Annotated in this window: 18 protein-coding genes; 12 read left to right on the forward strand and 6 right to left on the reverse strand. The window is 39.3% G+C overall.

Annotation, left to right across the window (positions count from 1 at the left end; all coding sequences use genetic code 11):
• Nucleotide 1 precedes the first annotated feature (1 nt).
• The 5 genes from DJ533_RS19075 to DJ533_RS18180 all read right to left on the reverse strand — a co-directional run bounded on the left by DJ533_RS19075 (nucleotide 2) and on the right by DJ533_RS18180 (nucleotide 4,125).
• On the reverse strand, nucleotides 2-136 hold the full coding sequence (locus DJ533_RS19075) for a hypothetical protein (protein WP_267285736.1): 135 nt from the start codon (nucleotides 134-136) through the stop codon (nucleotides 2-4).
• Nucleotides 137-282: 146 nt separating this feature from the next.
• The gene (gene rph, locus DJ533_RS18165) at nucleotides 283-999 is read right to left on the reverse strand and encodes a ribonuclease PH (RefSeq protein ID WP_065994534.1); all 717 of its coding nucleotides are present in this window, start codon (nucleotides 997-999) and stop codon (nucleotides 283-285) included.
• A 207-nt stretch (nucleotides 1,000-1,206) separates the two neighbouring features.
• Nucleotides 1,207-1,707, reverse strand: a complete 501-nt coding sequence (locus tag DJ533_RS18170) for a hypothetical protein (RefSeq protein ID WP_065994535.1) — start codon at nucleotides 1,705-1,707, stop codon at nucleotides 1,207-1,209.
• A gap of 197 nt (nucleotides 1,708-1,904) precedes the next feature.
• Nucleotides 1,905-3,047, reverse strand: a complete 1,143-nt coding sequence (locus tag DJ533_RS18175) for a fatty acid desaturase family protein (protein ID WP_065994536.1) — start codon at nucleotides 3,045-3,047, stop codon at nucleotides 1,905-1,907.
• A gap of 40 nt (nucleotides 3,048-3,087) precedes the next feature.
• Nucleotides 3,088-4,125, reverse strand: a complete 1,038-nt coding sequence (locus DJ533_RS18180; RefSeq protein ID WP_228716505.1) for a flavin reductase family protein — start codon at nucleotides 4,123-4,125, stop codon at nucleotides 3,088-3,090.
• 173 nt (nucleotides 4,126-4,298) lie between these two features.
• Here DJ533_RS18180 and DJ533_RS18185 point away from each other — a divergent pair, with 173 nt between their 5' ends.
• Nucleotides 4,299-4,973 (forward strand): TetR family transcriptional regulator, encoded by a 675-nt coding sequence (locus DJ533_RS18185; RefSeq protein ID WP_065994537.1) that lies wholly within the window; start codon nucleotides 4,299-4,301, stop codon nucleotides 4,971-4,973.
• 56 nt (nucleotides 4,974-5,029) lie between these two features.
• On the opposite strand, the gene DJ533_RS18190 is transcribed toward DJ533_RS18185, so the two are convergent.
• Entirely contained in the window at nucleotides 5,030-5,638 is a 609-nt protein-coding gene (locus DJ533_RS18190; protein WP_065994538.1) for a thiol:disulfide interchange protein DsbA/DsbL, read from the reverse strand.
• 184 nt (nucleotides 5,639-5,822) lie between these two features.
• On the opposite strand from DJ533_RS18190, the gene ubiG reads away from it, so the two are divergent.
• The 11 genes from ubiG (at nucleotide 5,823) to ssuC (ending at nucleotide 15,505) form a co-directional block, all read left to right on the forward strand.
• Nucleotides 5,823-6,539 (forward strand): bifunctional 2-polyprenyl-6-hydroxyphenol methylase/3-demethylubiquinol 3-O-methyltransferase UbiG, encoded by a 717-nt coding sequence (gene ubiG, locus DJ533_RS18195; protein ID WP_065994539.1) that lies wholly within the window; start codon nucleotides 5,823-5,825, stop codon nucleotides 6,537-6,539.
• A complete protein-coding gene (locus tag DJ533_RS18200; protein WP_065994540.1) occupies nucleotides 6,536-7,225 on the forward strand; it encodes an HAD family hydrolase in 690 nt (229 codons plus the stop codon). Before ubiG ends, DJ533_RS18200 begins: the two co-directional genes overlap by 4 nt.
• A gap of 30 nt (nucleotides 7,226-7,255) precedes the next feature.
• A complete protein-coding gene (locus DJ533_RS18205) occupies nucleotides 7,256-8,002 on the forward strand; it encodes a YciK family oxidoreductase (protein ID WP_065994541.1) in 747 nt (248 codons plus the stop codon).
• Between the two features lie 168 nt (nucleotides 8,003-8,170).
• Nucleotides 8,171-8,326 carry a hypothetical protein gene (locus tag DJ533_RS18755; RefSeq protein WP_171488581.1) on the forward strand — a complete coding sequence of 52 codons (156 nt, stop codon included), beginning with the start codon at nucleotides 8,171-8,173 and terminating at the stop codon, nucleotides 8,324-8,326.
• A 271-nt stretch (nucleotides 8,327-8,597) separates the two neighbouring features.
• Nucleotides 8,598-8,984, forward strand: a complete 387-nt coding sequence (locus tag DJ533_RS18210) for an RcnB family protein (protein WP_065994542.1) — start codon at nucleotides 8,598-8,600, stop codon at nucleotides 8,982-8,984.
• A 239-nt stretch (nucleotides 8,985-9,223) separates the two neighbouring features.
• Nucleotides 9,224-9,598 (forward strand): RcnB family protein, encoded by a 375-nt coding sequence (locus DJ533_RS18215; RefSeq protein WP_065994543.1) that lies wholly within the window; start codon nucleotides 9,224-9,226, stop codon nucleotides 9,596-9,598.
• 234 nt (nucleotides 9,599-9,832) lie between these two features.
• The gene (gene argA, locus DJ533_RS18220; RefSeq protein ID WP_065994544.1) at nucleotides 9,833-11,185 is read left to right on the forward strand and encodes an amino-acid N-acetyltransferase; all 1,353 of its coding nucleotides are present in this window, start codon (nucleotides 9,833-9,835) and stop codon (nucleotides 11,183-11,185) included.
• 332 nt (nucleotides 11,186-11,517) lie between these two features.
• Nucleotides 11,518-12,477, forward strand: coding sequence for a sulfonate ABC transporter substrate-binding protein (locus DJ533_RS18225; protein ID WP_065994545.1), 960 nt, complete (start codon nucleotides 11,518-11,520; stop codon nucleotides 12,475-12,477).
• Nucleotides 12,478-12,572: 95 nt separating this feature from the next.
• Nucleotides 12,573-13,505, forward strand: a complete 933-nt coding sequence (locus DJ533_RS18230) for a sulfonate ABC transporter substrate-binding protein (RefSeq protein ID WP_089024796.1) — start codon at nucleotides 12,573-12,575, stop codon at nucleotides 13,503-13,505.
• An 18-nt stretch (nucleotides 13,506-13,523) separates the two neighbouring features.
• On the forward strand, nucleotides 13,524-14,699 hold the full coding sequence (gene ssuD / locus DJ533_RS18235) for an FMNH2-dependent alkanesulfonate monooxygenase (protein WP_065994547.1): 1,176 nt from the start codon (nucleotides 13,524-13,526) through the stop codon (nucleotides 14,697-14,699).
• Entirely contained in the window at nucleotides 14,696-15,505 is an 810-nt protein-coding gene (ssuC, locus tag DJ533_RS18240; RefSeq protein WP_065994548.1) for an aliphatic sulfonate ABC transporter permease SsuC, read from the forward strand. The genes ssuD and ssuC overlap by 4 nt, the downstream gene beginning before the upstream one ends.
• The last annotated feature ends 3 nt before the right edge of the window (nucleotides 15,506-15,508 follow it).

Genomic DNA, 15,508 nt, shown 5'->3' on the forward strand with positions numbered 1-15,508 from the left:
ATTATGGTGCACAGTGTGCTTTACAGGTGGATGGTTTTGGTGGCTCAGGTGTAGTCGAATGATCGTCATTATCATCATTACATGCGCTGAGTAACATGCTGATACTTGCAATGAATACGAGAAAGATATTTCGCATTTGTCTATCCATGAATTAAAGATAGGCATAGTCAATAGGACAGCAATGACAATAGGGTGAAACTTTAATGTCAATTTCATGAAGTTGATTTTTGATTCAGAAAATAAAAAACGCATCCGAAGATGCGTTTATTTTCAAGCAAAAATTTACCAACCCAATGCTTCTTGTTGTTTTTTCACGAGTTCTGCAATGCCTTTTTCCGCCATTTCGAGCATGGCATTTGATTGTGCACGGGTGAATGGTTTTTCTTCCGCAGTACCCTGAATTTCAATAAACTCGCCTGCTTGGGTCATCACCACATTTAAGTCTGTTTGGCAGTTTGAGTCTTCTTCATAGCAAAGATCAAGCAACACTTCATCTTTATAAATGCCAACTGAAATCGCAGCAACCAAGCCTTTTAAAGGGTCTTGTTTAATTTTTTTCTTTTCAAGCAATACGTTCATGGCATCAATCAAAGCCACTGCTGCGCCTGTAATCGATGCTGTACGTGTCCCACCATCAGCTTGGATCACATCACAGTCGATGGTAATCGTATTTTCACCAAGTTTTTTAAGGTCAACCATGGCACGTAAGCTACGACCAATCAAACGCTGGATTTCTTGGGTACGTCCTGATTGTTTACCACGTGCAGCTTCACGGTCACTACGGGTATGAGTAGAACGTGGCAACATGCCGTATTCAGCAGTGACCCAACCTTGTCCTTGACCTTTTAAAAAACGTGGTACTGAGTTGTCAATACTCGCAGTACACAGCACTTTTGTATGACCAAATTCAACCAATACAGAACCTTCTGCATAACGTGTGTAGTTACGGGTGATTTTGACATCACGTAATTGGTCTAATGCACGTTGGTCAAGACGCATAGTAAATCCTTCGTTTACTGAAAAATAATGCGACATAGTATAGCAGATGATAAGGTGATGGTTTTGTTACAAGATGGTGTTTTTGGCGTTGGCAAATAAAAATACAGTTTGTCTAAAATTTCTCAGACAAAGATACAGTACCAAACTTATGCCTTAGGTAACATGTGATAAAAATTAATAATTGAATTTCTCATAAGCGCAATTATATTAAATGGAGATTATTTGAATTACTTCATTTTCAGATGCTTCTCTTAAAATAGCTGTTCCACTAGAATTTGTGATGTATGGTTTAAAGCGGTCACTATTGATAAATTGTATAAGCTTTTCAATATGTTTATTTTCGATTTCTCCCTCACCAATATGACGAACCCTATGTCGAGCAAGATACAGTCGTATTCCAGTTTGAGTGATATGATATTTTTTAGAAAAATACGTTCCGAGAATGAGCATGCTCATCAAATAACGAATATAAATAGAGTGATGTTTAGGACATCTTAGGATTTTTTTAAGCCAATTATAGTTTTCTGATAATCTTAGATATTTATGTGTATCTATACGAATAACAATATGAAAATCACAATCTGGACTTTGAATTTCTAGAACTTCAATTTCATCATTATCAAAATTTAACCCATGTATTTCTTTGAAATTTAAAGTTTTATAAGTAGTCCAATTATATGTTAATCCGTAGACCTTTAAAGTTTGCATAGCATTATGCTCTTACATATTAGAATTTCTAAAATCAGCATAATACAACTTATGCGACATAGCTTCAATTTCATATCATAAATCATAACCTTAGAACATATTAAAAAGTCCAGATCTATCGATCTGAACTTTTTTATAGATTATTCATGTTCCACGCATATTTGTAACTTAAATTTTCAAAGTATTCTTAAGCGAAACTAAGCAAAAATGCCCTTCACTTTTTGCACTGACTGCATAATTTTAGCCGTGATATGATTTGGTAAAGAACACTTGGCTAAACGCACCCAAACACTCCAAAACTGCTGAAAGAAATTAGCTTCATTATAGTGAATGCCATATTCAGCACATAAAGCCTTGATCTTCGGTGCAACTTCCGCATAACGGTTGGCTGGCATATCTGGGAATAAATGATGCTCAATTTGATGACTCAAATTTCCACTTAAAATATGTAACCACTCTGCCCCACTAAAATTACTCGAGCCACGAATTTGCCGTAAATACCACTCAGCACGTGTTTCATTTTCAGTATTATCAGGCTCAAATGTTTCAGCGTCCTCAGTAAAGTGACCATTAAAAATCACTGCTGATGCCCATAAGCTACGAATGATATTCGCTACCGCATTTCCTGCAAAAACTGGAATCGCATTTGGTCCGGCAATCACAGGAAAAAACACATAATCTTTTAAAATCTGACGGCGGGCTTTTTTACGAAATTTTGTTGCATCCGCCCACACTTGCTTCCACGTTTTGGTCTTATAAACCAAAACATCTTCTAAGTGTAGATTTTGCACACCAACATACCACTCAAAAAACACCATCAATTGAATCGCTAAAGGAATATTAAATAAGAAACGAGGCTCCCATTTTTGCGACTCACTCACACGCAACAAACCATAACCTACATCATGATCCATGCCGACAATATTGGTATAGGTATGATGCACATAATTATGGGTATATTTCCAATCATCCCCTGTTGCCATGGTGTCCCAGTCATAATTTGCACCGTTTAAACTCGGATCATTGAGCCAATCAAACTGACCATGCATTACGTTATGACCCAGTTCCATATTTTCTACAATTTTAGAAAGCCCCAATAAGCCTGTGCCAATTACCCACACAGGCGGTAACCACCCTGCAAACATCAACATGCCACGAGAAGCGATCTCGCTATAACGGACAAAATTACGGATTTTATAAATATACTGCGCATCTTGTTCACCTAAACTGTCCATCACCTCGCGACGGATTTCATCGACACGCTGACCAAACTCAACGATTTGTTCAGGGCTTAAATGCTTAGATTTAGAGGAATTTTCAAAATTTATGGACATATTCATTGTTTTTCTCCCGATTTTTTTAAACACTACGATAGATTGATTAAAGGTTAATGATCACTGGACTCAGTGCTTGGCTGATACATAACTTAATTTGAGTATTAGCAGCATGGTCAATCTCACCTGTGAGCATATTTTTGGTTGAACCACTGACTTTGGTACAGGTACAGGTATTGCACACCCCCATACGACACCCATGTGTAGGTTTTAAGCCTGCTTGTTCAGCACTTTCAAGTAGATTGGTTTTGGCTAAAAACTGTTGTTGTGCGCGTAAAAAAGTCACGGATTGCTCAGTTAGGTTTTCATCTGCAAGCACTTGAAAATATTCTTGTTTAAGCTGGTTTTGTATTTTTAGATCGGTATAAATCTGTTGCAGACTTTGCATCATACCGTTTGCACCACAAGCATAGGTTTGACGTTGTTTAAAATCGGCAACATATTGTTCAAGCAGTTCAATATTTAAATGTTGTTTGGTTTTTAAGGTATTAAAATGTTGATAGCTGAGCTGGGGATAGTGTGTCGCCAAGTGTTGTAATTCTGCATGAAATGCCTCATCCCGACTAAAATACAACATAGAAATTTCACGCTTTGACTGCTTTAAAGCTGCCTGTAAGAGTGAATAAATGGCACTGATTCCACTGCCTGAAGCAATCAATAATAATGCTGTATGCTCCTGATTTAGTGTGAATTCACCTTGTGCTTGTGAAATTTCCACAATGCTACCAAATGTAAGTTCAGAAAGTGCTTTAGACACTTTACCTTGGCGTTTCACGGCTAAAATAATGTCACCATTGGCTAAAACTTTGACGATCGAATAATGGCGTTGCTGACGTACACCTTCGATCACCACAGTCACTAAAACACTTTGTCCTGCTTGTAGTTGTTGGTATTTAAAATTACGGTTGGGACGTAATTCAATTTGATAAAAGTCAGGACTAAGTGCCCGAGTTTTGACGATGGAAGCTTTGACCTTTTTCCACGCCCAAAGCGGATTGATCTTTGCTGCGATAAAATCAACGAAATCTTCACGCACCCATTCAGGTTGATATGACAGCGTTTGCATTGCCATTAGTTTACTCATGTTGCGTTCCTCTTTATGCTGGCTATTTATTGAGTGAACATACGTTCTTTTAGTGAACAGTCGTAAACTATACTTATTTTTAAATTGAGTCAACATCTGTTCACTGACATTCGTCGTTTAATTTGTAGGTTTATTTGATAAACTCTTGTCATCGCAAAAATGAAGGTGAAACAATGTCAATTCGGGATGAACGCAAACAGCAAAGTCGTCAGGCTTTACTAGATGCTGCGCTTAGCTTAAGCACATCAGGTCGTTCATTTGCGAGTATCAGCCTGCGTGAAGTGGCACGTGAAGTGGGTTTAGTGCCTACTGCGTTTTATCGACATTTCCAAGACATGGAAGAATTAGGCAAAGAGTTGGTCGACCAAGTGGCATTGTATTTAAAAAATGTTTTGCATCAGCTCGCACAAGGTTTGGCTTTGCCTGAAGCTAAAACACAAACCACGATGGATTTGTTTTTTGAAGCCGTTGAACAGTATCCACAACAGTGGATTTTTATGATTGCGGAACGTTGGGGTGGTTCAGAAGCAGTACGACATGCGATTGAGCGAGAAATTCATTATCTCAATGATGACCTCAGCAGCAATTTAAAAAAATTAGAACTATTTGAACATTTTCAAAATGAAAATGACTTACGTGTTTTCACCAGTTTACTGATTAATTCTTCTTTTACATGGGCAATGTCATGGCTCAGCTTAAACCGACAATATGCTGGGATTGAGTTGGAATTACAAAAAATGGTGTTTAAAAAGCAGTCTGTGACCCAAATTCGCTTTATTTTGAGAGGAATTTTAAATTGGGAAAGTACTAAAAGTAGCGAATACAAAGATTCAAGTTTCCAACAATAACGACAAGTAAAGATCAAAATAAACCCGCTTGTTGCGGGTTTATTGTATTTAAATACTTATTTACGTTCTTTATTGATTAAGTATTCAACCACTTGCACGACTTTTTGGTCTTCGCCTTGCACCACATATTTACCATTTACCACAACTGCTGGGACACCACTCAACTGATATTGCTGCGCCAGTTTGTTCGCTTGTGATACTTTGGCAGTGATCGCAAATGAATTATAAGTGCTGTTAAATTTCGCCTCAGGAATACCATATTTGGTAAAGAATTTAGCAAATTGATCTTTTTGTAGAATTTGCTGCCCCGTACCATTGGCATGGAATAATGGTAAATGGGTACGTTTACGCACACCAAGTGCTTCAGAAACAAAATACGCACGAGCGCCTTGTTCCCAAAGTGGATTCATAGAAGCAGGGGTACGCACAAAGTTCACATCTTTAGGAATCTTTTTCAGCCATGCTTGCATATGTGGCTCTAATTTAAAACAGTGTGGGCAACCGTACCAAAAAAATTCACGCACTTCGATTTTGCCAGGCACATCAACTTTGCCAGGATTTTGTACCACGGTATAATCTTTTCCAGCAACAAAATCAGCAGCCATTGCATTTACAGAAAATGCCATTAGCATGGTCGTCATACTACTTAAAATTAACTTTTTCATTTCAGTTTTTGTCCTCTAATATCATTTTGTCTAGCTTATGCAGTAACTATAAAACAAATATGGGAAAATCGTTTTCCTTCTGTGAACTTTTTTACACGATTCATCGCTTTTTTCAGAATTATGGGTACACTAGCATAGTTAAACTTAATTTTTTATTAAAACAAATGACCCAGAGGTGGCTCCCATGTCGCAACTCAATGTTGATCCACAAGAAATTGCAAAATTCGAAGCACTTGCAGCCTTATGGTGGGATCAGCACGCAGAGTTCCGCCCATTACACCAAATTAATCCACTGCGTTTAAACTGGATTGATGAACATGCGGGCGGTTTAACAGGTAAAAAAATCCTTGATGTCGGCTGTGGTGGTGGTATTTTGGCAGAAAGCATGGCACGTCGTGGTGCAGATGTACTGGGCATCGATATGGGTGCAGCTCCACTCAATGTCGCTCGTTTACATGCAGAACAAGAAAATGTACACAATATTGAATATCGCCAAATTCCTGTAGAACAACTCGCTGAAGAACAAGCAGGTCAATATGACATCGTGACTTGTATGGAAATGTTAGAGCATGTACCTGATCCAGCATCGATCATTCAAGCCTGCCAAAAACTGGTCAAACCGAATGGTCATGTGTTCTTCTCGACCATTAATCGTAATCCAAAATCTTATTTATTTGCCATTGTGGGTGCAGAGTATGTTTTGCGCTTACTCAAACGTGGTACACATGATTATCATAAATTTATTAAGCCATCTGAGCTTGCACATGACATTCGTGGTGCAGGTTTAAAACTCAAAGACATGACAGGGCTACATTACAACCCATTGACCAAACATTACTGGTTAGCGCCAAATGTAGATGTCAACTATATGGTGTACACCACCAATGAGTCTGCTCAATGAAAGCAGTACTGTTTGATCTCGATGGAACTTTGATTGATACCGCAGCCGATTTTATTCGTATTCTTCAAAATATGTGCCGTGAAAAAGGCTGTGAAGTTGTCGATGCAGCCTTGATCCGCACGCAAGTGTCTGAAGGCGCACGAGCAATGGTGAAACTGGTTTATCCTGAACTAGAGGTGGATGACCCTGTGTTTTTAGCCCATCGTCAACGTTTTTTAGATATTTATGGCGCAGATATTGCAGTAGATACTGACCTTTTTGCAGGCATGTATCCGTTGTTAGAAGATTTAGAGCAACATCAAATCCCATGGGGCATTGTCACCAATAAACCACGTTGGCTCAGTGAAGCATTGTTGAAAGCTTTAAACTTAACTGAACGTTGTGCTGTGTTGGTCTGTCCTGAAGATGTCAAACATACCAAACCTGACCCAGAGCCGATGTATTTAGCTGCAAAGCACTTGAAGATTGATGCGAAACAGATTATTTATGTAGGTGATCATCCACGAGATATTGATGCAGGTCGTAATGCCCAGATGTACACCATTTTAGCGGCTTATGGGTATTTACCTTTGCAACATAAAGACGATTTAAATGCATGGCACGCCGATGATATTGTTCATAATGTCACTGAGCTACATCATGCCATCAATACCTTAGTAGGGATTGAACGGGATGCAAAAATATAATGACAGCATAACAACTATAGGAGGTCTCCCATGAAATATTCTGAATATCAACCTCGCCCAGATTTACTCAAGGATAAAATTATTCTGATTACGGGTGCGGGAGACGGTATTGGACGTGCCGCAGCGTTGAGTTATGCCCTACATGGGGCAACCGTGGTTTTACATGGTCGCACGCTCAACAAACTCGAAGTGATTTATGATGAAATCGAATCTTTAGGCGCACCACAACCTGCAATTTTACCTTTACAGCTCTCGACCGCATCACCTCGAGATTATGAACTGCTGGTACAGACCTTAGAGCAACAGTTTGGTCGTTTAGATGGTATTTTGCATAATGCTGGTATTTTAGGTGAACGTGTGCAATTGGCGCATTACCCAGAAGAAGTTTGGGATGATGTGATGGCTGTAAATCTACGTGCGCCTTTCGTTTTAACCCAAGAGTTAATGCCACTTTTAGAAAAATCTGAAAATGCATCTGTCGTTTTTGCAAGTTCTGGCGTAGGACGTGAAGCACGTGCTGAATGGGGCGCTTATTCTGTCTCAAAAATTGCCATTGAGGCTGTCAGCCAAATTTTTGCAAAAGAACGCACTTATCCAAATATTCGTTTTAATTGTATTAATCCAGGTGGTACACGGACAGCAATGCGTGCCAAAGCCTACCCAGCAGAAGACCCAAAAACTTTACCAACGCCTGAAAACATCATGCCTGCTTATTTATATTTGATGGGTGAAGACAGTATTCATATGAATGGTCAAAGTATTGACGCACAAGATTAAAAGCCAACTTTTTTAAGTCATCCGAACACTCGCTATTTAAAAAATAGTGGGTGTTTTTATTTACAATCTATTTTTCAAATCATAACCATAAAATTATTCGGTTTTTCAAATTAATAAAATATTCTTATCATCAATCATCTTTTAAATCTTTAGAGATGAGGTCATCTTATGGCAGATCAAAAACGTAAAGTAGAATTAATGCAACGTATCGAACAATTTCAGCTTCCTTGTCATCTCATTTTGGCTTTGGATGACGCTGAGCAAGCCACGCTGGTGATTGAGGCAGTACAATATTTAGAGGATATGTCAGCACAATGGTACTAAAAATAGGTTATCTAACATTTGAGGTTTGAAACCCATTTTGCTTGATCTGTTATAGATGAACTTGACCTATTTTTTTTAAAACTTGTCGACTAAAAGCAGGATTGCACATAGGCGTAAGCCGTCTTTTTATTATATGATGCTCGGAAATAATCTTATTTGTTCTTATTATCTCTGTATTTTTAAAGGAATAGTCAATTTTTCTTCACAGTTTCTCTTCAATTTTCTTGTAGAGTAATCAGAGTAAAAATAACGATATTCAAGAGGGCTTATCATGAAAAAGATGTTGACTGCATTTGCAATTTCTTTCAGTGTTTTGGCTACAACAACGACAATGACGCATGCAGGTCCACATCGTGATGGTTATGAACAACGTGGTCAAGGTCATAAAAAAGGATTTCGTGATTTTCAACAGGATGAAGACCAAATCAGAGAACAACGTCGTGAACGTGAAGAACGAGGTGTTCGCCGTTTACAACAGCATAAATGGCAAACAGGTTATGTGATGCCGCAGCATTACCGTGGTAATAGTTATAAAGTCGATTATAAAGACAACAATCTTCCAAAACCTTCTCGTAATCAACAATGGTACAAGGTTAATAATGATTATATTTTAGTTGATTCTGAGAATAATAATATTGTCGGTATTCGTGGAATGTAATCGTTATTTTTAATCTTTTGCTCAAGCCCAATGCTTGGGCTTTTTTGTTTTTGAGAAGCTTAAATAACAAAGCCAAAATTATTTTGAATGGAATAACTTAGGCTCTCCTCAAGTGCAATCCTATTCTTCATCAAATCTTCATACATTTCACAATTTAACTAAATCTCCCTCACCATTTATCTCCAATTTTTTCGTACTTTTATTTCATCGAAATAAATCTAAATGAAATGGAGTATCTTATGAACAAAGTATTGACGAGCATTGCTTTATCAATCAGTGCATTCATTGCAACCTCAGCGATTGCTGCACCTTATGATCATCAAAATAACTACCGCTATGCTCAACAAGCGAAATGGGATCAAAAACATGATCACCGTTGGAATCAAAACAACCACCATGATCGCTATGAGCGTAATCAACGTGTAAATCCAAGCCGTGAGTGGCGCTCAGGACAGTATTTACCAAGTCAATTCAGCTCATCACGTTATCAAGTAAATTATAAAAACTATCGCCATTTGTCTAAACCAGGCAAATATCAACAGTGGTACAAAGTGAATGGTGATTATGTATTGGTGAATGAGCGCAATAACCGTATTATTCGTATTATTGGCTAATCTACGTATACCAAAATTACACCGAGTAAAGCCCAAGCATTTGGGCTTTGTTGCAGGTAGGAATCTTAAAAGTCACAGATCACAAAACTGTCAAACTTATCCGTTAATTTAAAATACTCTCCCAACACCTTATGTTTTTCCTAAAGAGCATAAGGTGTTTTTTTTCAGGCTATGCTGAGCCTGTATTTTTTGTTTAGAATTGTCGATTGAACATCACACATTGAGATAGGCAATATGCAACCTGAATATTCTGAAATCACTCACGGCACAACGCCACAATATGTGCATTGGTTTCGCCATTCAGCGCCCTATATCAATGCCCACCGTGGTAAAACCTTTGTGCTGATGTTTGGTGGTGAAGCCGTTCAACATGAAAATTTCCAACATATTATTCATGATATTGCCCTTCTGCACTCTCTTGGAATTCATTTAATTTTAGTGCATGGCGCACGCCCACAAATCACACAAAATTTACAAGAAAAAGGCATTCAAAGCCCGATTCACCTCAGTCGTCGTGTAACCACACGCGAGTCTTTAGCCTCTGTGATGAATGCAGTCGGCTCTATTCGCTTGCAAATCGAAGCTTTGCTGTCGATGGGACTGGCTAACTCACCGATGTTTGGTGCACGCATTGATGTTGTTTCTGGTAATTTTGTCACAGCAAAACCTTATGGTATTCGTGATGGGGTGGATTTTCAACTGACAGGCGAAGTACGTAGCATCGACACGGAAGCAGTTCAACGTCATTTAGAAAATCATAATATCGTGGTTCTCGGTCCAACGGGTTATTCGACTACAGGGGAAGTTTTTAATTTATTGGCAGAAGAAGTTGCCACCAAAACAGCCATTCATTTAAAAGCAGATAAACTGATTTTCTTGGGCAATCAACAAGGTTTATTGGATGAGCATGGGCACTTATTGCGTGAAATCACGCCACATCAGCTTGATCAACATATTTTGAAATACCAAGATTCAAATGCTGAAATTGCTTTGCATTTACAGAATGCCAAAGAAGCTTCGCTTAAAGGAGTGCATCGTGTGCATTTGCTGTCTTATGCCTATGATGGCGCATTGATTGAAGAACTGTTTACCCGTGATGGGCATGGCACCATGATCACCGATGCGCATTATGAAGAAGTACGTATGGCAAATATTGCCGATGTAGGTGGCTTGATCAACTTATTACGTCCGCTCGAAGAAGAAGGTATTTTGGTCTATCGTTCTCGTGAACGTTTAGAAAATGAAATCGGACAATTTGCTGTGATTGAACGAGATGGAACAATTTTGGCTTGTGCTGCGCTGTACCCCATTCCATCCTCAGCAAATGAAATAAAATCTGCTGAAATCGCTTGTGTTGCAGTCCATCCAAGCTATCGCAAATCCAATCGTGGGAGTCAAATTCTGCATTTCTTAGAAGAAAAAGCCAAACAAATGCAAATTCAGCAACTATTTGTGTTGACCACACGCACAGCACATTGGTTTTTAGAGCATGGCTTTGCTGCGGCAAATGTCGATGAATTACCTGAAGCACGCCAAGCTTTATATAATTATCAACGTAATTCAATGGTGTTTAATAAACGGATTTAAGTCTAAAACATTGGTTTTTTATCTTCATTTTTGCTAAGGATATTCATTTAAGAATATAAAATTTCTAATTTTGTCCTTAGCAAAAATGAGAATGTTTATATATTTTTATTTTAAAAATCAGTTTAAATGATTATTTTCAATATTTTATAAAAATAATTTAAATTTTAAATCGAGTTTTCATTTGCATAATTTTAGATAACTTTTCCATTTCTCATTTTATCTTTTTTTTTCATATTTAATCATCGAAATCTTATTTTTTTGAAAATACGATTTTGTCTAAGCTGATGCTCATTCACTTTTTTAAGATTTAAAGTTTTAGGAGCATCTGGTTCATGAGGCATATTTTTCAACCTTCTTGGAAAAAAATCACCGTTCTCGGGAGCAGTCTTGCTGCGATCATGATGCTCTCTGCGTGTTCAAAACAACCAGACACCACGACTTTAAACATTGGTTATCAAAAATATGGTTTGTTACCCATCATCAAAGCACGTGGTGACTTAGACAAAGCCTTGAAAGAAAAAGGTGTCACTGTGAAATGGGTCGAATTCCCTGCAGGTCCACAGCTGCTAGAAGGTTTAAATGTCGGTAGTGTGTCTTTTGGTGAAGCAGGAGAAGCACCACCAATCTTTGCACAAGCGGCAAACTCAAATTTAGTTTATATCGCCAATCAACCTGCCGCACCCAAAGCAGAGGCATTAATCGTTCCACAAGACTCAGCGATTAAAACTGTACAAGACTTAAAAGGCAAAAGAGTTGTTTTAAATAAAGGCTCTAACGTGCATTACTTACTGTTAAAAGTTTTAGAAGCCAATAACTTAAAGCTTGAAGACATTGACGTGGTGTATCTACCTCCTGCCGATGCACGTGCTGCTTTTGAAAAAGGTGCAGTCGATGCTTGGGTAATCTGGGATCCATTCTTTGCAGCAGCAGAACAACAACTCGGTGCACAAGTTTTAGCAACAGGAGAAAACCTTGTCAGCAACCATCAATTCTATCTTGCAGACCGCAAGTTTGCCGAGCAACATCCTGAGATTTTAAAAATTGTGGTCAATGAATTAAATACCACCACACAATGGGTTTCTCAGCATCAAGTCGATGCAGCCAAGCTCTTAGAAAAACCAACAGGTTTAGCATTGGATGTGTTGAATACTTCGATTTCTCGTATGGGTTTTGGCGTGAAACCCATTTCCAATGACGTCGCCAAAGAACAACAGTTTGTCGCAGATGCTTTTTATCAACAAAAACTGATTCCAAACAAAATCAATATCCAAGCAGCCATTTTGGCAAATTAAATCTATGTGAAATAACATTTATAGAGGACACACCCATGACCCAACATCACAAGAATACACATGCAACATCAGGGTTAAACGCTTCAAGTTATGGCATGACCACCATGTTACTTGCCTGTGCGATGTTGGGCTCAACAGCAGTTTGGGCAGTTGATCCAAGCGTACAACAATTACGCATCGGCTTTCAAAAAAGCTCGATTAACTTTGCCGTAGCCAAACAGCAAAAACTATATGAAAAAGAATTTCCAAATGCCAAAATTTCTTGGAATGAATTTCCCGCAGGACCACAGATTTTAGAAGCGTTGGCAGTAGGTTCAATCGATGTGGGTGTGACGGGTGACACGCCACCTGTTTATGCACAAGCTGCCAATAAGCCTTTGTATTATATCGCTTATGAAGCAGCAAAGCCTTTGGCTTCAGCCATTTTAGTACCGAAGGATTCAAAACTAAGCCAGTTAAGTGATTTAAAGGGCAAACGTATAGGCTTACAAAAAGGCTCAAGTGCGCATTATTTACTGGTACAAGCCGTTCGCAAAGCTGGTTTGCAGTGGACAGATATTCAACCGATCTGGCTGACACCAGCCGATGCACGTGCCGCATTCCAAAAAGGGGCAATTGATGCTTGGGCGATTTGGGATCCCTATTTTGCTTCCGCACAACTAGAAGACCAAGCCAAAATTCTGGTTTCAGGTCAAGGTTTAAGTCCCAATTATACCTTTTATTTGGCTTCCACCTCTTTTGTTAAACAACATCCTCAGGCAGTAAAAGGCATTATTCAACAAATCAATACTGCAGATAAATGGGTACAAGCGAATCGAAGTGCAACAGCACAATTGATCGGACAAAGCACAGGTTTAAAACCAAATGTAAGCCAGGTTTTTATTGACCGCCGTCCACGACCTTCTGCTGCTGCACCTTTGACAGCCAAAGTCATTGCAGATCAGCAACAGTTAGCGAACCGCTTTGCTGAACTCAAGATTATTCCCAAACCGATCAACATTAAGCTAGCCGTTTGGACTGGCAAATAATTTAAAAGGATTCAAGTCATGAAAATTTTTTGGTTTATTCCAACGCACGGTGATAGTCGTTATTTAGGTACAAGTAAAGGTGCGCGCCAAGTTGACCATGCTTATATGAAGCAAATCGCTGTTGCAGTCGATAATCTCGGTTATGAAGGTGTTCTTATTCCGACAGGGCGTTCTTGTGAAGACCCTTGGATTACAGCAGCAAGTTTGATTGATGCGACAAAAAATTTAAAATTCTTGGTGGCACTACGTCCAGGTGTGACCACGCCTGCCCTTGCAGCACGCATGGCAGCAACTTTTGACCGTTTATCGAATGGGCGTATTAGACTTAACCTTGTTACAGGTGGCGATGAGCAAGAACTTAAAGGCGATGGCTTATATGAAGACCACGCCACGCGCTATAAAACTGCTGCCGAATACACCACCATTTGGCGTGAAATTTTAACACGTTCACATACTGCTGAATCATTTACCTTTCATGGCGAACAGTTAAGTGTGGATGATGCGAAATTGCTTTATCCGCCAATACAAAAACCGTATCCGCCCTTATGGTTTGGTGGTTCTTCTGAGGATGCCCTTGAACTTGCAGCAGAACAAGTAGACACCTATCTCACTTGGGGTGAGCCACCTGCTGCAGTCAAAGAAAAAATTACGGCTGTTAAAGCTAAGGCAGACGCTAAAGGTCGCACGCTCAACTACGGTATTCGTTTACATGTCATCGTACGTGAAACCAATGAACAAGCATGGCAAGCTGCTGAAGAACTGATTCAATATGTCGATGATGCCACCATTGCGGCTGCACAGAAGAAATTTAAACACATGGATTCGGTCGGTCAGCGTCGTATGGCTGAGTTGCATAATGGCGATCGTACAAAACTTGAAGTATCACCTAACTTATGGGCAGGTGTGGGACTAGTACGTGGCGGTGCAGGAACAGCTTTGGTGGGTGATCCACAAACTGTTGCAGAGCGTATCCAAGAATATGCTGATCTAGGTATCAGTACTTTTATTTTCTCAGGCTATCCGCATTTAGAAGAATCCATTCGTTTTGCTGAGTTGGTTTTCCCATTGTTGCCATTAGAAACACGTGAAAAACTTGCGCAACCGAATTTAACAGGTCCTTTTGGTGAAATCGTGGCAAATAACTATGTTCCCGAAGAAACCAAATATAAAAAACCTGAAAAGGAGCTTGCATGACTGCCTTAACTCAAAATAAGCACAATGCAGTTTCACGTGGAACACAACAATTCGGGCAGCGTGTGCTTCCTTGGATTGTACCCATTCTCCTGATTATGGTTTGGCAAGTTGCTTCAAAAACGGGACTGCTTGAAAGCCGTATACTGCCTGCACCTAGCGCAGTAGTAAGCGCATTTTGGGCACTACTGGTCAGTGGTGAACTTTGGCAACATGTCAAAGTCAGTGCGGGTCGTGCCCTGCTCGGCTTATTCGTGGGTGGTGGTTTAGGTTTGTTGCTTGGATTACTCAATGGGTCATCTAAAGTCGCTTCAAACCTACTGGATACCACGTTACAGATGATCCGAAATATTCCTGCCCTAGCATTAATCCCTTTAGTGATTCTTTGGTTTGGTATTGATGAGTCAGCCAAATTATTTTTGGTGGCTATAGGGGTATTTTTCCCGATTTATATTAATACCTATCATGGCATCCGTTCCGTTGATCCACAACTGATCGAAATGGGTAAAAGTTATGGTCTAACCCATTGGCAACTGTATAAAGAGATTATTTTACCTGGTGCTATGCCCTCTATTTTGGTCGGACTTCGCTTTGCCTTAGGTTTAGTCTGGGTTCTTCTGATCGTTGCTGAAACCATTTCTGCACAGTCAGGTATTGGTTATATGACCATGAATGCACGAGAGTTTTTACAAACAGACATCGTTTTGGTCGGCATACTACTCTATGCGCTATTAGGAAAATTAGCCGATGTATTGGCGCAATTATTAGAGCGTTATTTATTACGTTGGCATTCAGGTTATCAAAAATAAGGA

The sequence above is a fragment of the Acinetobacter defluvii genome (genome assembly GCF_001704615.3).
Lineage (GTDB): Bacteria > Pseudomonadota > Gammaproteobacteria > Pseudomonadales > Moraxellaceae > Acinetobacter > Acinetobacter defluvii.